A 19,255-nucleotide genomic window follows, 5' to 3' on the forward strand; every position below is an offset into this window, starting at 1 on the left:
TCCTACTTAAATCATGACAGAGGAGACTATCCTCTATCTATGCTCAATAATTCCTCCTCACGCTCTCTAAAGTAACTTGATGTTTGGTTTACTAAAAAATCCAGTTTTTGTTTATCTGGTTTTGCATTCATCGCCGGATAAGGATCTCCCCCTGGTCCAAGCGGTTCAGGTGTTACGTACTTTCCCGGCTGATTAAATCCGATCAGATAAAGTGACTTAATAATCGTATCAATATCCATAAATCCCTCCCCGAGAGCTCCTCGGTTGCTATCGGCTAAATGTAAGTTCACCAATTGATCGCCGGCTTCTAAAATTGCCTCCCCTATATGCGCTTCCTCTGACTGCATATGGTATATATCACCGTTTATATGACCAATGCCTTTATGATTAATTGCCTCAATGTATGATTTCGCCTCTCCAATAGTATGTACAAAACTAACCTCCGCTGCTCTTACAGGTTCTATAGCTGCTTTGATTCCCTTTTCGATAAACAAATTCCCTAAGCCACGAAGTGTTTCAACACTTCTTTCAAACTCCGTATCATCATAAGCCTTAGGACGTCCGACAGCTCCAGGCACAACCAACAAGTATTCACCATTTACCGCATGTGCAAAATCTAGTTCTCTCTTAATATATTCAATGGCTGCTTGTCTTTTCCCCGGGACATTGCTAGAAAGATCATTTTCAGCAGAAAACATGCCACAAACACCTGACACTTTCATGTCATAGTGGCGTAGAATATCAAGCGTCTCATCTGTTTTATAACCAAGATCAGCACCATAGTGGTTACCGTGTAACTCAATGTAATCAATACCTGCGTTTTTTAGTCTTTTTACTGACTCTTCAAGGGACTCCAGACCGAACCCCCAGTTACTCCATGATAAATTCAGTCTGGTTTCCATTTTTTCAGGTCGCTCTTCCTTCAATCTTTGAAAAGCTTTATTTATTCTTTCAGTTTTAAGTTCGTAGTTTTGTTTCCTCAAATTAATTCCTCCTTCACGATTAAGCGTTCAGAAAAGAAAGAGAAAAAGAGCACGGCCAAAAGTATTAAAATTACTAGTAGCCGGCCCTTTTCTATTAGATATTCTAATTAAAAATCAAAGTCAGCTGCATTTTCTTTTGTGAAGTCAGCCGGAGGTCCCATAATCACCGTTTTTCCATCTTCTTTCACCGTAATTTCTCCAACACCTTCAATTTCCTGGCCATCTTCTGGCATTTCTCCTTCTGCCAGCATTTTTCCTAATGCGACGGTTAGATAGCCCAATTTACCTGGATCCCAGAGAACAGCGGTATCAAGTGATCCATCTTCGAGAAATGGAGCAGAATCGGTAGGAAGTGCAGAACCTACTACGGATACTTCATCTTGCAGACCTTCTTCCTGCACTGCTTGTGCTGCACCTAAAGGAGCTGGTGTAGAAACAGCCAACACGCCTTTAAGGTCAGGATAGGATTTCAGCAGGTCCAAGGTTTTTTGGTAAGCAACCTGTTGCTTTTCATCTGTAGGAATTTTTTCAGATACTATTTCTATTCCAGGATAATTTTCATCGAATTCTTTTTGGGCTGCTTCAATCCACAAATTTAAGTTGGCTGCAGACAGTCCTCCTGTCAAAATGGCTATCTCGCCTTCTTCAGTTCCCATTGCTTCTACTAGTTTTTGTGCCATATGACGTCCGAACTCTTCATCATCAACTTGTTTTACAGAAAGATCTACCAATTCTTTATCCGCCGGAGTGTCCCAGTCCATTACATGAATGCCATCCTCTTTCGCTTTCTTCAATACCGGTTCCACAGAGGCCGGATCATTCGGTGCAACTGCTATGACATCGACATTCTTAGAGATAAGATCCTCAATTACTTTTACCTGTGCAGAGGCATCTGCTTGTGTCGGACCTGTATAATTAACATTGACTCCTTCCAAATCTTCACCAGCTTCATTTGCTCCCGATTCGGAAGCATTGAAGTAAGGAATGCCAACTAATTTAGGTACCACCGCTATATCCAATCCCTCTTCTCCTCCAGCAGACTCACCTTCTGAGCCTCCCGCTTCAGCTTCTCCCTCACTATCTGAGCTGCCACTGTTCTCAGCAACACAACCGGCCAAAATACCAACCAACAACAGTGCAGCAATTAATAACAAATACAACTTCTTCATCGTTCATGTCCCCCTTAGTTAATATGATTTAATTTATATTACCTAGAATAATCCAGGATAATATCCATGACTCGTAACCGCTTACACTTCATGCGTATATCCTTTCGGTTTAGGCAGCCTTTTCTGCTTTTCTTGTTTCTGCTACTTTTTTAAATTTATCTGAGAAGAAATTCATCGCAAGGACTAGAATCAAAATGGCCCCTATTACGACGTCAACAAGGGAAGAATGGAAACCTAACAGATTTAACCCATTGCGTATGAATTGGAAAATCATGACTGCATAGACAGTACCAATAACCTTTCCATATCCGCCATGTATGTTTGTTCCACCCAATACAGCTGCTGCCACGGATTGTAGTAGATAAGATGAACCTAAATCTACTTTGACGGAGTTATAACGAGAAGTCATGATGATAGCAGATATGGCTGCCAGCAAGGAGGCATATAAATATACCTTCATGAGCACTCTGCTGTTTTTCACTCCAGAAAATAATGTGGCGGTTTCATTGCTTCCATACATATACACACTTCTTCCCCAGCTAGTTTTGCTAAGCAATATGGCGGTAATAATAGCAAATAGGACAAATATAACTATCGAAAGCGGGACAAGTCCCAGGTAATACCCATTTCCTATTAGGCTATATCCATCACTAAATCCTGAAATAGAATTTCCTTTTGTTATGGCCAAAATAATCCCTTCGAATAAGACCATTGTCCCTAAAGTAACCAAGATGGGAGAAACCCCGATTTTTGATATAACAAAACCATTGAATGCGCCACAAGCTAGTGCAAAAAATATCGCTACAATGATGGCAGGTAGTATTCCATACCCATTTGTCAGCATCAAGGCTGCCCCCACACCAGATAGTGCAGCTATATAAGTTATAGAAAGATCAATTCCGCCGGTAACGATTACTACCATCATCGCCAGAGCAATCAGTCCAAATTCTGGCAGTTGAAACATCATGCTTGTTATATTGTTTGAAGATAAAAATCCAGGGGCTATAAGTGCTAGTAATAAAAATGTTCCAAGAGCGATTAATCCTAAAATACTTTCTTTTGAAAGTTTCATCCTTGGACCTCCTATGCCTCGACTTCTATTTTTGCTAGTTTATCCTGAGATCTCTTGTAGCTAATGTGATCATAAGAAACAGCTATAACGATAATTGCGCCAGTAACTACGTTTTGCCAATAGGTATCAATTCTTGCCAGTATCATGCCATTTTGCATTATAGCTAGTAACAACACACCCAACAGAGTCCCATGAACCGAACCTCTACCGCCATGTATATTCGCTCCGCCTAATACTACTGCAGCAATTACGGTCAGTTCCAGTCCCAGCATGCCGTTAGGATCTACAGCTTTTGTATAAGCTGTTTGTGCAATTGCTGCGATGCCGGCCAAGACGCCCATATACGCGAAAACAAATAGTTTCACTTTTTTGTAATCAATTCCAACTCTGACGGACGATTGTGTATTTCCGCCTATAGCTAACACGGACCTGCCAATTAATGTGTGCTTCAAAATGTACCAGGTTCCGATCGCTACTATTGCAAGTAAATAAATCAAGATTGGTATTCCTAACAATTCATAGTTGGCAAATTCCATAAAAGACGTCGGGAAGCTCGTGCTATTAATATAGTTGCCATTGGTGATATATAAAACTATTCCTGCAATGATATTCAAGGTTCCAAGTGTCACAACGATTGCCGGTATCTCGATGATAGATACGAGTAAACCATTTACTAATCCCATAACCAAACCAATTACAGGTGCTATCAGGAACAATAGCAGAACAGAAATCCAGCTATCAGGCAGATAAGTAAACAGATAACCAATTGAGACCGCAACCGCAGTAGTTACCGCTGCCACAGATACGTCGATATCACTGGTAATGATGATTAACGTCATTCCTATTGCCAATATCCCGAGGACTACATTTCCTTCGATTATGTCCAGGAAATTTCCTACCGTTAAAAATACCGGGCTGACAAAGGATAAAACGGCTCCTATTAATAGGATTATTGCTAAGATGCTTATTTCCTTTTGTTTCAGCAACTCTTTCATCGCTTCATACCCCCTGGCTTACCTGATTTGATTCATGTAACACATCAGACGAATCATCCTTTTTTCCCGAATTCAAAGCATAACTCATGATTTTTTCCTGGGTTGCTTCTTTGATACCTAATTCACCGGATATCCTTCCATGTCTCATCACTAAAACTCTGTCACTGACTGCTAAAATTTCCGGAAGTTCGGAGGATATCATGATGACGCCGATTCCGTCGTTTGCCAATCTTCTAAGTAATTTATGGATTTCCGTTTTTGCTCCAATATCTATACCATTTGTCGGCTCATCAATAATTAGTATTTTAGGTTGTGCGGAAAGCCACTTACCAATTACTACTTTTTGTTGGTTTCCACCAGAGAGCTTCGAGGCCGGTAAATCAGGAAGCGCAGGACGGACATCCAGTGACTTAATGTATTGTTCAGCCAGTTGAACTTCTGATTTCCTGTCTATCAACTTCAGCTTATTTCTCATTCTATTAAGGATAGGCAGCGAAATATTGTTGATTATAGACTGTTCCAACACTAATCCTTGAGTTTGCCGGGCTTCAGGTATGTAGGCCACACCTTTTTTTACAGCATCTGCTGATGAACGGATTTGCACATAATTTCCGTATATCTTCAGTTCACCACTATCCGGTTTGTTTACTCCAAAAATTGCTTGAGCTAATTCAGTCCGCCCCGAACCCACCAACCCGGTAATCCCCAGAACTTCTCCTTTTTTCAGGGAAAAGGAGATGTCTTTAAAATTTCCTTGTTTAGAAAAGTTGCTAACTTGGAATATTATTTCCCCTGTTTCAACTTCCTTTTCATTCTTTTCATAAGAAACGTCTCTTCCTACCATTAGATTGATCAACTTAGCCTCATCTATCTCTTCAGTTTGATAGGAACCTACATACTTGCCATCCCTTAAAACAGTAAATCGATCTGATACTCTAAATAATTCTTTCAGCTTATGGCTGATAAAGATAATAGAAATCCCTCTGCTGCTTAGCTTATCCACAACCTTATACAGCTTCTCTACTTCACTTGACGATAAGGCGGAAGTAGGCTCGTCCATGACAATTAACTTTGCTTCAAAAGCCAACGCCCTGGCTATTTCCACAAGCTGTTGTTGTGCAATACTTAAACGCTCTACAGTAGTATTGGGATCAATATCTACCTCCAGTTCTTCAAGTGCTCTTTCCGCAGTTTTTTTGATGTTTTTCCAGTTTATCTTTTTCCATGGTTTTTTATTGCTGTCCTGGCCAATATAAATGTTTTCTGCTACGGAAAGGTTAGGGAAAAGGCTTAAATCCTGATAAATTATCGAAACACCTTTTAAAGTTGCATCAATCGGCTTGTTAATCTTCGCTTCTTCTCCTTCGAAGTAAAATTTCGCCCCTGGATCCGGTTTATGAATACCTGCCAAGATTTTGATCAAGGTTGATTTCCCTGCACCATTTTCCCCAATTAAAGCATGGACCTCTCCTTTCTTTACTTCCAGTTCAACATTATCAAGTGCTTTTACTCCGGGGAATGTCTTGCTAATGTTTTTCATTTGTAAAATATAATCACTCAACTTGACTACCTCCTTTTAGAACGTTTTCTCCTCCAGCCCGTAATAGGTCAGGCCTCGCTCCTTACAAAAAGCATCTACTTCTTCAAGTGTTGGAATTCCTGATTGTGCGCCTAGCTTCGTAACCTTCAAAGCCCCTACAATGGAGGCGAATTTAGCTGCTTCTATAAGGTCATATCCGTCAGAAATCGCACATGCCAGGGCACCAGCAAACGAATCGCCCGCGCCTACAGTATCTAGCGGGGTCACCGGTATGGATGGCAGATGCTCCCACTCTCCGTTTTGGTAGACAACACATCCTTTATCTGCCATCTTTAAAATCGAATTTCTGACACCCATTTTTTCAAAAGTTCTTCCAGCCTCAACGGCAGTCTCGATATCATTAACATCGATTCCAATCATATGCTTAGTCTCTTGTCTATTCGGCGTAATGACATCAGCATAATCCAAGGCTTTAACCGTAATCCCTTCAGCAGGAGCAGGATCTAAAATTACATACATCCCTCTTTTCTTAGCGAGCTCCATCGCCCTAATTACAGTTTCCTGCGGTACCTCCATTTGCACTAGCAACACTTCACTATGTGTCATTTTCGAGAATGCGCTTTCAATATCTTCCGGAAGTAAATCGTCATTTGCACTTTTTAATACGAGCATGGTATTTTCTGCCGTCTGGTCTATCGTTATGATTGCTGTGCCAGTTGCAAGGACTTGGGATCGTTTTATAAACTCAGTGTTAACTTTCCTTTCTTTTAAGGTATCCACTAATTTATCCCCATGAAAATCATTGCCTACAGCACCAATCATGCTTACTTGTTTTCCCAATTTAGCAACAGAGGTGGCTTGGTTTGCCCCTTTTCCTCCAGATAGATAATCTATTTTTTTTCCGAAAATAGTTTCCCCTCTAGAAGGATAGCGGTCTGTTTGAGCAACTATATCAATATTGATGCTTCCAACCACGGTTATGCTCATCTGATATCATCTCTTTCTATGTCAAGTTAGGAATTGGCCAGATTCTTTTCCTCAAAGTCTTGCAAAAATCTTTGTAAATTCGCTGTTGCATGCTCAAGAGTCTCATTTTTTCTAAATAAGCAGGATGTACCGCATACTAGCATTTCTGCTCCTCTTTCCAATACTTCTGGAATAATCTCATAGCTGATATTTCCATCCACTTGGATATCAATATTTCTGCCGCTTTCTCTTATCAACTCGTTTAGCATGGAAATTTTTTTTAATGTCATTGGAATGAACTTTTGACCAGCGAAACCCGGGTTCACTGTCATAACCACAATATAATCAACTGTATCCCAGACATACTCCAGACAATTAAGCGGAGTAGCAGGGTTTAAGGCTACTCCTGCCTTTAAACCTTGTTTTTTGATTTTTTGAAGCGTACGCTGTAAATGTATCGTAGCCTCTGCATGAACAGAAATCATATCGCAACCAGCATCGGCAAATAAATCTATGTATCTTTCAGGTTCCTCAATCATTAAATGTGCATCAAATAACTTATTCGTATGAGGTCTTAAGTTATTTATCATATCTGGTCCCATAGTGAAGTTAGGAACAAATGACCCATCCATAATATCAAAGTGAAAAAAATCTACAGGCGCTTGATCAAGTCTCTTAACTGTATCTCGGAGTGTGCCCATATCCGCACACATTAATGAAGGACCTATAGCTGCCATTGTATTCCCTCCTGAACGACCATGAACAGGCCGTTGATTGAATTTTGCAATAATTGAAATCGTATTCATTAACCTGAAAAAATTTTTAACTTTTTCTTATTAGTTGATTGCATTAATTATAACAAGCAAGTTTTTGGTTTTCAACATTTTTTGTGGTTTAATTAATGATATTTTTTGATTTTCAACATTATTTAACGTAAAAATGTTGAAAAACCAAAATTAGGTAAAAAAAAAGAGAAAAGCTAATCGCTTTTCTCTCCAACTATTCCGGTTACTCCCAGATTATTTAATTCTCTTATGGTGTTTATCGGTACTTTATTATCTGTAATTAAGTAATCAGCATCTGTTATATCACATAAACGAAACAGGGATTTTTCTCCGAATTTACTATAATCAGCTAATAAAAATAGCTTCTCTGAGATGGATATCAGCTGCTTTTTCACAAGAGCCTGGTCTTCATGAATCTCACTGACGCCTCTTTTAAAATCCACTCCTAAACACGAAAAAAAGAATTTATCAACATGATAATCCTGAATTACTCTTTCAGCAAAGTTACCTACCAACGACATGGAACTTTCCGCAAGATAACCGCCAATAAGAATTACTCGTATATCACTTTCTTGTGCTAATTCCAAAGAAACGCCGATCGAATTAGTTATTACCGTCAGACTTTTTCCTTTAATATACTTGGTCATAATTAATGTCGTTGTACTAGCGTCCATGGCTATAATATCCCCATCTTCTACATAAGAAGCCGCCTTAGCCGCAATCATTTCTTTTTCCTCAATATTTTTAGCTCTTCGCTTTGGAATAGGTATCTCCGACTTTTGTTCTATTCTAACTGCTCCCCCGTGAATCCGATTTAACAATCCCTGTGCTTCTAACTTTTCAAAGTCACGTCTAATTGTTTCCTCACTGACATTAAATTGTTTACTCAAATCGGCAACTCTTAATGAGCCGCTTTTATCTACCATTTCAGTGATCTTTTGTTGCCTTTCATTAAAAAAGGACAACTTTTCTTTCATATTTTCTGTATAATCGAACATTTTTCCCAACCTTTAGTTTGTATTTTGTTAATAACCCAACTAAATTATATCTAAAACAAACAAATAATCAACACATAAGCGTTGTTTATTGTGGGTTATTTTGTGGTTTTCATAATCACTTGTTCAGCTGCTTCAAATAGAAGGATGTGTGTAATGGGAAGAAAGAGAATGAAAATTAGCAAAGCAATATAGCCAACCAATTCCACAAGTACCATTTTCTACATTTCACGAATCCTCCTCCCACATCGAAAAGTAAGCGTTTCAATATCTAGTGTAAGCATAACAGATATTATACTCCGCATGAATAAATTAGTTTATAAGATTGAAGAGAATGTTCTATATTACCGATAATCCACTCCATTTAAAAAAGCCCTTCACATGAAGGGCCTTCTTTCTTACAGAAGAGGAAGAGTAGCTAATGCTTTTTCAAAAAATTCATCGCCGTACTGATCTCCTGAAAGTAATCCGCTGCTTTATTATATTGATCCGTCACCACACTGACGAACAATATATCGATCATATGCAGCTGGGCCAGGCGCGAAGAAGTCGCACCACTGCGAAACGGTGCCGGAACTTCCCTGGAAGCAGAAATATACAAATTGATGTCGGCATGCTCTGCAACCGGCGAACTTCCATACCTGGTAAGGCTGATGGTGACAGCCCCCTTTTGCTTGGCCAGTTCCATCATTTTCGCTGTTTCCATCGTTTCTCCCGAAAAAGAAATACCAAATACTACATCATTATGATCCACATTGGCAATGTACATCGCCGCATTATGGATATCGGTAAAAGCCGAAGTCGCTTTGTTCATCCGCAAAAATTTTTGCTGGGCGTCCTGGGCAATGATTCCAGAGGCACCGACACCGAAAAAATGTATTTTTCCGGCATTCTTTAAAGCTGTCACCGCTTTTTCCAACGTTTCGTAGTTCACGAATTCCGTCGTTTCTTTAATGGCTTGCAGACTATTGTTGGTCACTTTATCGACGATCGATTCTGGAGACTCTCCCGGATGAATATCCCTGTACTGAATATCGGGCGATTTTTGCAAGTCACCGGTAATCCGAAGCTTTAACTCCTGAAAACCCTTTAACCCGAGCGATTTACATAGACGGATGACGGCAGCGCTGCTGGTTGAACTTCTCTCCCCGAGTTCTGCCGCCGTACAGTGAATCGCTTCATGTGGTTGTTCCAAAATGAAAACTGCTATCTTCCGTTCTGATGGAGGCAGCTTGTGCTTCACTTCATTCAGCATGGCAAGTCCTCCAGATAAGGACGTCAGCATATTTTTTTCTTTCACCATTCTCATCCTTTTTCTGTTCCGGTTTCGTTACCCCTTGATTGCTCCCTCGGTCATGCCTTTTGAAATCCGGCGTTGGAAAATCGCATACAACACGATGACCGGGATAATTGCGATGGCAAGACTGGCGAACAGTGTACCCCAGGCATTGGTGTACTCCGCTTCATTGCTGATATAGTCGATTGCCAGGGCCAGGGTATAGTTCTCCTCGCTTTGCAGGAATATCAATGCCATGAAATACTCATTCCAAAATTGGATAGCATTCATGATGGTCACGGTTATAATACCTGTCATGGAAAGCGGGGTAATGATTTTCCATAGTACACCATAAGGGGACAGTCCGTCCATTGCCGCAGACTCTTCCAGTGCTTTGGGAATGGTCCCCATAAAACTGGTAAGGACAAAAATGCTGAAAGGAAGCTGACTGACAGCATAAACGATCGACAGACCGAAAATATTATCGAGTAAATTCAACTGCATCAACAAGAAAAACAATGGAATCCAGCCTAATACCGTCGGAATCATCATGGCCGAAATATACAGGGTGAATAAAAAACGATTTCCCTTGAAAACTATGCGTTCCAGTGCATACGCAGTCGGAATCGCCATGATAAGTGTCAACAAGGCGCCAACTACTGTAACTATTAAACTATTGAACACACTTGTATCGATATTGTAATCATTCCATGCTTGGGAAAAGTTCTGAAAGTTGAATACATGGGGCAGTCCCCAAGGATTGGCATAGATTTCTGCATTCGATTTAAACGCACCAATGAACATCCAAAGTATCGGATAAATAACCGCTATCGCCCATAAGATAAGCGGCAGTCTGATAACGATCCGCGATAATAACTTCTTCAATGGTTCTCTCTCCTTTTCTAGTAATGTTCCGGAAGCATCCCATAGGAACTATCTTCGGTTAATACTCTACTTTTTCTCGTTTCATGAAAAACTGCATGATCAGCACGGTGATCAAGGAGAGGATTAAAATCATGACGCCGATTGTTGCTCCGTAACCGAAGTTATATTGCTGGAAAGCCTGTTGATAAAGATAAGACCCCATCACATGCGTCGCATTGTTCGGCCCTCCGCCCGTCATTACTTGAACAATGATAAATGAACCATTCAAGGTAGTAATGACTATGTACAGAATCGAGATTTTAATTTGCGGCCATATCAATGGCAGGGTCACCTTCCAAAACTGCTGCCATTCCGTAGCGCCGTCGATTTCCGCTGCTTCATAATAGCTTTTCGAGACATTGGAGATGCCGCCCATCAGCATTAGCATGAACAAGCCGATTCCTGCCCAGACCGACGGCAGCACCAGGCTCGGCAATGCCCAATCCTCACTTCCAAGCCACGGCCTTGTCCAGCTGTCCAGACCGACCAGCTCCAAACCAGAGTTGATCAAACCTAGGCTTGGATTGTAGATAAACGACCATAAGATACCGATCACCACTACAGACATAATATTCGGAAAGAAAAACACAATCCGGTAGAAAGGTGCTTCCTTTATCCGCAGCTGCGTCAAGGCTACGGCGAAGAAAGTGGCCAGAATCATGATGCCAAACACTTTTGTGACCACTAAAAAGTAATCGTGGAAAATCGTGCGCGGAATAATCGAATCGTTGAACAGCTTGACGTAGTTGTTCATCCCGGTGAACTCTGCTGCCGAGGAGGAGCCTGACCAGGAAAACAGAGAATAATAAAGGCCATTAAACAATGGATATAATGTAAAAATGGAAAACATGATCATCGTCGGTACTAAACAAAATGCCAGGAACAGGTACTTCTGTTTTTTTGATTGAACCATCGTATCACCCTTTTCAGCTTTGTAGATTTGCTCTCGGGAGCATTGCGATTTATAGCCCGTTCTTTCTGTGTCGAATTTTCGGCGGAGCATTGCCTGCTCCATGATAAGGCCTGCTTTACAGGCCATAATAAAAAGAAAATTGGAATGCAAAGACGAAACTTTGCCTTTACATTCCAACTGGTTCATTTCTTATTTACTGTTACTCGCCGCGGTACTCGGCTGCGGCCGCTTCCGCTTTTTCGACGAATTCTTCTGCTGTGATGTTACCAAGCATCAATGAAGTCAGCGCGTCACCGATCGGTGTTTCCAAGTCTGAGCTCATTGGATGCGGCTTGTTATAAATTTGCACCTGTTCAGGATCGTTGATCATTTCGTTTGCTTCCGTCAGATACGCCGGAACATTTTCATTGCCGGTCAAATCAACATTTGTCATATTCATGATCGCACCAGTGTGTTCTGAGAATAGCGTTGCATATTCACGGTTATAAACAAACTCGACGAACGCTTTCGCTGCTTCAGGATTCTCTGCCTTTTCAGCGATTGCCAGTGGACGCAAATCCGGAACGATGGCGAAAGGATCTCCTGCATCTTGCATCGGAGACGGGATAAACCCGAATTCAAATCCGTCTGGAACATCATTGGCCATCTCGTTCGGCAGCCAGAATCCTACCGGAATGAATGCGTTATCATGAAGTAAAAAGTTCATTTGCGATTGCGTATGGTTCAATGCACCGAAACCTGGATCGATGTAACCCGCCTCTTGCATTTTTTCTACTTTTTTCATGACTTCCAGTACTGGTTCACTTGTCCAGGCGCCTTCCTCCCCGTCAATCACGCTGGCAAGCAATTCTTCCCCGCCTGCAGCTGCAAATGCCGGATAAAGCATGCCACGAAGGAAGTAGTATGGATATTGTCCAGTCGTCACAAAAGGAGCAATGCCTTCCTTGTCCTTGATTGTTGCCATGGAATCCATGAAGCTGTCAAAGTTTTCCGGTACTTCAAACCCTTCTTCTTCGAACCATGCTCGATCATACCAGGTTCCCCATGTGTCGAATACAAGCGGCAAGCTGTAGATGTCGCCGTCATAATCGGCCGGCTCGACAATCAGGTTGTCCAGCAACGGTGAACCGTCTACTTCAATTTCGTTCACCCAATCTGTTAGATTCATCAGCTGGCCATCTTCCACCATCTGTGTTTCACTGGAACCAGCACCGTCGATATAGACAACATCCGGTGGATCGTCCGAGACCCAGCGTGAACGCATCTCTTCGTTGATGTTCGGTCCGGCATGCTCGGTAATCGTCACATCCGGATACTCTTCCTGGAAGTCCCCGATAACTTCTTTCCACCAGGAATCGCCGTATCCTCCGACAAAGTACTGAATCTCCAATTCGCCTGAGATTTCCCCACTGCTATCGCCACTGTCATCACCGCCGTCGGAAGTGTCACCCGTATCTTCCGACTGACCGCCTTCTGCTTCATCACCGCCGCTAGCACCAGGCGCACAGCCTGCCAGCATCAATCCAAGAATCAGAATGGCAGCCCACAACAATCCAACAGGACCTTTCCTCCACTTTTTCAAACAAAATCCCCCTTTGTGAAAAATTGATTTATGAGAAACACATCCACAGCCTGTGGCCACAGACGTCGTTTCAACCCCTTTTACGCTTGCGTGTAATGCTTGTTTGCGTAATCAATCGCTTCTCTGACATACCCCTTGCTTTCTTTGATAGCCTGTTTGGCTTCCTCGTATGTAACCTTGGCCTCCACCATGACAATGGCCGGTTTCACCTGTTTGTTTGCGGCTTGCAATGCCTCTTCCGCCGCTTGATACGATATATCGGTCAGTTCCATGATGATCCGTTTCGCCCGTTCCATCAGTTTGTAGTTGCTGGCATGGACATCGACCATCAAATTTTCCTGCACCTTGCCAAGCTTGATCATAGCTGTGGTACTAATCATATTGAGGATCATTTTATGGGCGGTTCCTGCTTTCAGCCTGGTAGAACCGGTTAGCACTTCCGGCCCGACGATTACTTCGATACTGCAGTCAGCATGACTGCTGATGACAGCCTGCTCATTGCAGGAAAGGGCGACCGTGTACGCCCCGACTTCCCTTGCATACTTCAAAGCCCCAATCGGGTATGGCGTTCGACCGCTTGCAGTGATGCCGATTACCACATCGTCAGCGGTAAGGTGCCGTGCCTGCAAGTCTTTCGCACCCTGCTGTTCATTGTCCTCAGAGCCTTCCAGCGCTTTGCTGACAGCCTGATTTCCCCCTGCCATCACGGTTTGGACCATTTCAGGTGATGTCATAAAGGTGGGCGGACATTCAGAGGCATCGAGAAAACCAAGCCTGCCGCTCGTGCCTGCTCCGCAATAAAACAGGCGACCGCCTTTTGAAAAAGCCTGGTAAGTATGCTCAATGGCCACTTCGATATCCCCCAGGACTTGTTCGACTGCTTCGGCAACCTTTTTATCTTCCTGGTTGATTGTTTGCAGGATTTCGATTGTCGACATTTGATCCAGCTTCATGCTGTGTTTATTCCGCTGTTCTGTTACTAGGCTTGCCAACTCCATTTATTCGTCCCCCTACTGTTTAGATGGGTGTGCCAGCTCTTCTGCGACGATCGCCGCTCCAAATGCCGGGCTTTGATATGCTTTCCGATAGATTCCCAGATTCCGCTGTCTCAACCCGTTGATAAAGGTTTCCCTTACTAGTGTGGAATACGTAAAAATTGATCCAGCAGCGGTCACTACTGTCTGTTTAGTAAACTGCGGATTTTTCCGGAACAGACTTTCAACGTGTGTAAGCAGCTCTTCCCCTGCCTGGCGGAGAATGTTTTCAGCTGCTTCATCCCGATGTTCAGCCGCCTCGATGACCTGACGTGCCAAACTGGCAATCTCCCGTTTCTCTGGTCGTTCGCCATATATGTATGCGATGAGATCTTCTGTTTTTTCCAACTGAAGCCGTTTTAGAATCAAACTGGTCAGCATTGTAGCCTTGTCTCTGCCATCATATGCCCGTGTGATATAATTTAGAGCCTTCATCCCGATATAATAACCGCTTCCTTCATCTCCTAGTACATGCCCCCAGCCTCCACTTTTCGTCAGCTTGCCGGAGTTCGTCAGCGCAAGAGCATTGGACCCTGTGCCAGATATGACGAGGATCCCCTCACCCGTCCCCGGCTCGAGTGCTCCCCGCAGGGCGATATAGGAATCCGAGCATACGTCCAATTCGCAATATTCGGACATTTTAAGTGAATCTAGTTCATCGGAGATTAATTGCTGCATCCTTTGTTCTTCGGATTTTCTCCCCACACCTGCGAGCCCGCAGCAAACAGCGGAAACCTCTTCTGTCTTCAGACTTCCTGCCTCTAGTCCATATCGGATAAGCTCACCGATCCTGGCAGCTGCCGTTTCAAAACCGACTACGTGCGGGTTCGTACCTGGCCCTTGAAATTGTTCTACCAATCTCCCATTCTTCTGTAGCTCTCCCCCTACCTCTTTTATCAAGCAGGTAGTTTTTGTTCCTCCACCATCCATTCCAATAACAAAAGGCATAGGAATCCTCCAAGATTAAGTTGCTTTCATTATATAAGCGTTGAATTTTTTTGTCAATATTTTATTTAAATAGTGTTATATTATTTCAAATCGGGACTTCCGACCGGAAATAAATGCTTTTGAAGCATGCCAAATAAAAGGACACAAGCCCTTTTTCCTAAGCTCGTGTCCAATGAACATAGTCTGTTAGAACCTCTCGACGATCATGGCGGCTGCAGGACCTCCGCCGGCACATAAAGTTGCACAGCCTCTCTCTAGCTGACGGTGCTCCATGACGGTCAAAAGTGACACGAGCAATCGCACGCCGGTACAGCCTACTGGGTGCCCAAGTGAAATGCCGGAACCATGCGCATTTACCTTATCGAGATCCAGTTTAAGCTCGCGATTGACTGCCAAAAATTGAGCGGCAAAGGCTTCATTGATTTCCCAATAATCGATGGCTTCCTGTCCGATACCGGCAAATTTCAATGCTTTTTCCACAGCAGGAACGACACCGATTCCCATTACTTCAGGACTTACAGCCGCTGAGGCGGATGCTGTGATTTTTGCCAAAGGCTGCAAGCCAAGCTGCTCTGCTTTTGTTTTACTCATTACAATGACGGCCGCCGCACCGTCATTCAAGCTGGAAGCATTGCCGGCTGTCACGGTTCCATCAGACTTGAAGGCAGGCCTCAGCTTTGCAAGCTGCTCCAAACTGGTTTCCGGATTCGGATGCTCATCTTCTGCCACTTGCACAGTGCCCTGTTTTGTTTTTATTTCCAACGGGATGATTTCTTCGGCGAAACGTCCAGCTGACGCAGCCTGGCAGGCACGCTCGTGACTTTGCAGCGCAAATGCATCCTGTTCTTCCCGGTTGATATCATATTGTTCCGCCAAATTTTCCGCTGTAATTCCCATATGATACCCATTAAACGCGTCAATCAGGGCATCATGCAACAACCCATCGACAATCTTGCCGCCACCTAATTTATATCCACTTCGCGCCCCTTGGATCAAATGCGGAACATTGGTCATGCTTTCATACCCGACAACCGCTCCGACTTCCATTTTCCCAAGCATAATGTTTTGTGCCATCATCTCGACCGCCCGCAAAGAAGACGGACATTGCTGGTTGATTGTCAACGCTACGGTTTCATCGCTACACCCTGCTGCAAGGGCAATTTGCCTGGCCGTATTTCCCTTACAGCCTGCTTGATAGACTTGTCCTCCGATTACTTCTTCGATCAGTCCGGCTTCCATCCCGGCAGCAGAGATTGCCCCCTTCAGCGCAGCCGTTCCCAATTCCACCGCCGAGTAATCCTTCAACATGCCGCAAAAGTCACCGATCGGCGTCCGTTTCGCACTGACGATTACCGCTTCCTCCATACCACCACATCCTTTTATTATTGAAATACCGTTTCAGCTTGCTGTTATTCCATTATAAGTAATCGCTTACATTATTGGCAATAGAATGGTACGCTCTCGTTAGATAGTTAACCATTAATGTCATAAATACCCATGCCATGTAAAATGTCATCTCGTCTGGTTATCGTGCTTCTCGCAAAATCCAAATATTAAATCAATACTCCATTATGGTACTACCTTCATGAGCTTTGAATTTCAAACTGGTCTCATTCATATTGTTCTGACTTCGCCAAAAAACAAAAGCACCTGTGCCTAGAAGGCAACCAAGTGCTTTATTGTTTACTTTTCTTCAAATTCCTCCATTCTCTCTAACAAATCCAAATCTAGCTGTTCTTTGTTTTGTCTTATATATTTGTATTCAAAATACTTAACTCTATCTGTTGGACCAAATTCACTTTTATGCCAATTTGTATAATCAAAATGTACGTTTAATTTACCTGTATCATTTAATATTAATGTCACTGAAAACCAAGGATCTTGGTCATTATCAGTAAAAACTTTTTGGAGTTCAACAGTAAGTTGAAATAATTTATGTAGTTCTTTATTATAAGCCCTCTTATCTACACTATATAATTTTGGAATATAATGTGAAAAAATGTGTTGTTCCTCACCTTTTGGCGTAAAAAAGAAGAAAACTCCGCCTTCTCCCTCCTTAACTTCACCATTAAAATAGAAATTATCCCATTCAGTTGGAATCATATCATTAACCTGTTGTGCAATTTCTTTATATAACTCGTTTAATTCTGTTTCAAAACTCATCAATTTCAGCCTCCTGATTTATTTGCAATATCGCGAATCACTGGAAATTGGCCTTCAATTTCATATTCGACCATAAAGGAGTCTGGTCGCATTGAATTATTAGAATAAATCGGTTCAATACTAACAGAGACTTTCTTGGACGGTACATCTTTCAATGCATTGGCCCATTCAGTCTCCATTTCGTACCAAACTCCACCCCTCCTATTAACTTGACTATTTTGTGGTATAAGATTATCAATATCAGGAGGACCATTAAATGTCCGCCATCATCATCTGGTAATCTGTCTTTTCCCCCTACATTTGCCTGAGCATATTTATTTCTATTTGCCTTTTTCAATACAAGTTCGGGAGCATCTACATTAACAATACGTCCAAGTTCATCGGTAGTATATTTGTAGTTATCATTGGTTACGTACTTAGTATTTGGGAGTAGTTGTTTCTTACCATTTTCACCTTTTATTATGTGCTTTCCAAAATCAATTTCTTTAACTTCGTTGACTATATTACCTTTACCCGTACCCTATGTTGTTATCTTAAAATCTAAAAATAAAAAAAACAACCAGTCTTAATGTTTTTAAACTACTTCCTTCTCTTTCATTTTCGGCAATTCATAGGTAGTTTTGTACTTCATCATGCCATATATAATGTTCACAAGCCTTCTCATAATACATACCAATGCTTGTCCCTTTGTTTTACCTTCTTTTAGCTTTCGTTGATAATAGGCATGAAACACTGGGTTCCTTGGCAGTTTACTTCCTTTTGCCACTTGTACTTGTTGGACTGCTAGGTTGTAAAATAAAGCGTGTAGCGCCCGATTTCCCTGTTTGCTTTTTTGTTCCTTGCCTTTCCCACCAGAGCCAAAGTAAACAGGCGCAATCCCCGCGAATCGTGCTAATTTGTTGGCATTGGGAAAGCGTCTTACATCACCTATCTCTGCAATTAATGCCGAAGCTGTCACAAGGTCAATTCCTGGCATGGAGTTTAGTTGAAAGTCTAGTAAACTCATTAACTCTTTTAATTCTCTTTCCACCTTGCCTATTTCCTGCTTTCCAAATAAAATATGGCGCACAATGCTTTCTACCAAAAAGTTTCTTGTCTCCTGATGTTCTTTTGTTGTATTCCCATCCTCTTTCATTAGCTTCAGAATTTCATTGGCTTTTTTCACCGAACTACACGTATTGTTACTTACTTCTAATAAAAATGTGGTCAATTGCTTTACACTCAAACCTTCTAAACAAGACGGTGAAGGATATCGTTCCCAAAATGCTAAAGCTGTTTTCCCATCCACCTCGGAGAAAAACTTCTTATAGCTAGGGTAATGGTGACTCAATTGAATGTGAAGTTGGTTTTTTAAAGCACCTTGCGCCTTTACCAATACATTTCTTCTAGTAACCAATTGTTGTATCGACCAAAATAGATCATGCGGTTTTGCATCTGGCAAATGGTTCAGTTTATTCAATAAAATGCGTGCTACACATTCTGCATCCCAGCTATCACTCTTTTGTGTGGTCATATGGCTTTTTCGTTCAGCGTATGAAAGTGCTGGGTTAACCTCTTTTACAACTTGTCCATGGTCCGTTAGATATTGTGCCAGGGCTCGACCGTAACCGCCCACATCTTCTAATCCAAATACAGGTGTCAACCCTTCTTCTGTCAGTTTATCAATATCTAGTAAAAATGTTGAGAAAGCGGACGGTTTATTTTCAATTTTTATTTCATCTAGTTTTTCCTGCCAACAATTAATAATCACTGCCACATGGTGCTGTTTATGTAAGTCTACACCCACATAAATATGTTTCTGCTTTTCATGCATGGTTATCCCCCTATTCAGTTGTCAATTATGGAATGAAAATGCCGGCAACCTTAGTTCGAGCGTTCACCATTCGGTGCGCATTGGTACGAAAGCCTAT

General features: G+C 42.1%; 17 protein-coding genes and 1 pseudogene. All 18 read right to left on the reverse strand.

Annotation, left to right across the window (positions count from 1 at the left end):
- Positions 1 to 26: 26 nt before the first annotated feature.
- Entirely contained in the window at positions 27 to 983 is a 957-nt protein-coding gene (locus tag BLR82_RS09390; RefSeq protein ID WP_074598734.1) for a sugar phosphate isomerase/epimerase family protein, read from the reverse strand.
- Positions 984 to 1,090: 107 nt separating this feature from the next.
- Entirely contained in the window at positions 1,091 to 2,152 is a 1,062-nt protein-coding gene (locus tag BLR82_RS09395; protein WP_083334782.1) for an autoinducer 2 ABC transporter substrate-binding protein, read from the reverse strand.
- Between the two features lie 109 nt (positions 2,153 to 2,261).
- The gene (locus BLR82_RS09400; protein ID WP_074598735.1) at positions 2,262 to 3,224 is read right to left on the reverse strand and encodes an ABC transporter permease; all 963 of its coding nucleotides are present in this window, start codon (positions 3,222 to 3,224) and stop codon (positions 2,262 to 2,264) included.
- 11 nt (positions 3,225 to 3,235) lie between these two features.
- Complete coding sequence (locus BLR82_RS09405; RefSeq protein WP_074598736.1) at positions 3,236 to 4,219, reverse strand: ABC transporter permease; 984 nt, start codon at positions 4,217 to 4,219, stop codon at positions 3,236 to 3,238.
- A 4-nt stretch (positions 4,220 to 4,223) separates the two neighbouring features.
- Positions 4,224 to 5,780, reverse strand: coding sequence for a sugar ABC transporter ATP-binding protein (locus tag BLR82_RS09410; protein WP_074598737.1), 1,557 nt, complete (start codon positions 5,778 to 5,780; stop codon positions 4,224 to 4,226).
- A 15-nt stretch (positions 5,781 to 5,795) separates the two neighbouring features.
- On the reverse strand, positions 5,796 to 6,746 hold the full coding sequence (gene rbsK, locus BLR82_RS09415; protein WP_074598738.1) for a ribokinase: 951 nt from the start codon (positions 6,744 to 6,746) through the stop codon (positions 5,796 to 5,798).
- Positions 6,747 to 6,772: 26 nt separating this feature from the next.
- On the reverse strand, positions 6,773 to 7,462 hold the full coding sequence (gene rpe, locus BLR82_RS09420) for a ribulose-phosphate 3-epimerase (RefSeq protein ID WP_074598739.1): 690 nt from the start codon (positions 7,460 to 7,462) through the stop codon (positions 6,773 to 6,775).
- 242 nt (positions 7,463 to 7,704) lie between these two features.
- Positions 7,705 to 8,508, reverse strand: coding sequence for a DeoR/GlpR family DNA-binding transcription regulator (locus BLR82_RS09425; RefSeq protein WP_083334783.1), 804 nt, complete (start codon positions 8,506 to 8,508; stop codon positions 7,705 to 7,707).
- 415 nt (positions 8,509 to 8,923) lie between these two features.
- Positions 8,924 to 9,790: a MurR/RpiR family transcriptional regulator gene (locus BLR82_RS09430; RefSeq protein WP_074599097.1), complete on the reverse strand. Its 867-nt coding sequence runs from the start codon at positions 9,788 to 9,790 to the stop codon at positions 8,924 to 8,926.
- A 45-nt stretch (positions 9,791 to 9,835) separates the two neighbouring features.
- On the reverse strand, positions 9,836 to 10,666 hold the full coding sequence (locus tag BLR82_RS09435) for a carbohydrate ABC transporter permease (protein WP_074598740.1): 831 nt from the start codon (positions 10,664 to 10,666) through the stop codon (positions 9,836 to 9,838).
- A 58-nt stretch (positions 10,667 to 10,724) separates the two neighbouring features.
- Positions 10,725 to 11,618 (reverse strand): carbohydrate ABC transporter permease, encoded by an 894-nt coding sequence (locus BLR82_RS09440; RefSeq protein ID WP_074599099.1) that lies wholly within the window; start codon positions 11,616 to 11,618, stop codon positions 10,725 to 10,727.
- A 199-nt stretch (positions 11,619 to 11,817) separates the two neighbouring features.
- Positions 11,818 to 13,200, reverse strand: coding sequence for an ABC transporter substrate-binding protein (locus BLR82_RS09445; protein ID WP_425440894.1), 1,383 nt, complete (start codon positions 13,198 to 13,200; stop codon positions 11,818 to 11,820).
- Positions 13,201 to 13,280: 80 nt separating this feature from the next.
- Complete coding sequence (gene murQ, locus BLR82_RS09450; protein WP_074598741.1) at positions 13,281 to 14,198, reverse strand: N-acetylmuramic acid 6-phosphate etherase; 918 nt, start codon at positions 14,196 to 14,198, stop codon at positions 13,281 to 13,283.
- Positions 14,199 to 14,210: 12 nt separating this feature from the next.
- Entirely contained in the window at positions 14,211 to 15,182 is a 972-nt protein-coding gene (locus tag BLR82_RS09455) for an N-acetylglucosamine kinase (protein ID WP_074598742.1), read from the reverse strand.
- A 186-nt stretch (positions 15,183 to 15,368) separates the two neighbouring features.
- Entirely contained in the window at positions 15,369 to 16,547 is a 1,179-nt protein-coding gene (locus BLR82_RS09460; RefSeq protein ID WP_074598743.1) for a thiolase family protein, read from the reverse strand.
- A 318-nt stretch (positions 16,548 to 16,865) separates the two neighbouring features.
- Positions 16,866 to 17,345 (reverse strand): immunity protein YezG family protein, encoded by a 480-nt coding sequence (locus BLR82_RS09465; RefSeq protein ID WP_074598744.1) that lies wholly within the window; start codon positions 17,343 to 17,345, stop codon positions 16,866 to 16,868.
- A 5-nt stretch (positions 17,346 to 17,350) separates the two neighbouring features.
- A pseudogene (locus BLR82_RS09470) lies at positions 17,351 to 17,847 on the reverse strand (DNA/RNA non-specific endonuclease).
- Positions 17,848 to 17,919: 72 nt separating this feature from the next.
- Positions 17,920 to 19,158 carry an IS110 family RNA-guided transposase gene (locus BLR82_RS09475; RefSeq protein ID WP_074598745.1) on the reverse strand — a complete coding sequence of 413 codons (1,239 nt, stop codon included), beginning with the start codon at positions 19,156 to 19,158 and terminating at the stop codon, positions 17,920 to 17,922.
- Between the last annotated feature and the right edge of the window lie 97 nt (positions 19,159 to 19,255).

The organism is Sediminibacillus halophilus, assembly GCF_900103695.1.
Lineage (GTDB): Bacteria > Bacillota > Bacilli > Bacillales > Amphibacillaceae > Sediminibacillus > Sediminibacillus halophilus.

Coding starts and splice junctions, on each gene's coding strand:
- BLR82_RS09395 (WP_083334782.1), bottom strand. CDS start 2,152: ATGAAGAAGTTGTATTTGTTATTAATTGCTGCACTGTTGTTGGTTGGT.
- BLR82_RS09400 (WP_074598735.1), bottom strand. CDS start 3,224: ATGAAACTTTCAAAAGAAAGTATTTTAGGATTAATCGCTCTTGGAACA.
- BLR82_RS09405 (WP_074598736.1), bottom strand. CDS start 4,219: ATGAAAGAGTTGCTGAAACAAAAGGAAATAAGCATCTTAGCAATAATC.
- rbsK (WP_074598738.1), bottom strand. CDS start 6,746: ATGAGCATAACCGTGGTTGGAAGCATCAATATTGATATAGTTGCTCAA.
- rpe (WP_074598739.1), bottom strand. CDS start 7,462: ATGGCAGCTATAGGTCCTTCATTAATGTGTGCGGATATGGGCACACTC.
- BLR82_RS09425 (WP_083334783.1), bottom strand. CDS start 8,508: ATGTTCGATTATACAGAAAATATGAAAGAAAAGTTGTCCTTTTTTAAT.
- BLR82_RS09430 (WP_074599097.1), bottom strand. CDS start 9,790: ATGCTGACGTCCTTATCTGGAGGACTTGCCATGCTGAATGAAGTGAAG.
- BLR82_RS09440 (WP_074599099.1), bottom strand. CDS start 11,618: ATGGTTCAATCAAAAAAACAGAAGTACCTGTTCCTGGCATTTTGTTTA.
- murQ (WP_074598741.1), bottom strand. CDS start 14,198: ATGGAGTTGGCAAGCCTAGTAACAGAACAGCGGAATAAACACAGCATG.
- BLR82_RS09455 (WP_074598742.1), bottom strand. CDS start 15,182: ATGCCTTTTGTTATTGGAATGGATGGTGGAGGAACAAAAACTACCTGC.
- BLR82_RS09460 (WP_074598743.1), bottom strand. CDS start 16,547: ATGGAGGAAGCGGTAATCGTCAGTGCGAAACGGACGCCGATCGGTGAC.
- BLR82_RS09465 (WP_074598744.1), bottom strand. CDS start 17,345: ATGAGTTTTGAAACAGAATTAAACGAGTTATATAAAGAAATTGCACAA.
- BLR82_RS09475 (WP_074598745.1), bottom strand. CDS start 19,158: ATGCATGAAAAGCAGAAACATATTTATGTGGGTGTAGACTTACATAAA.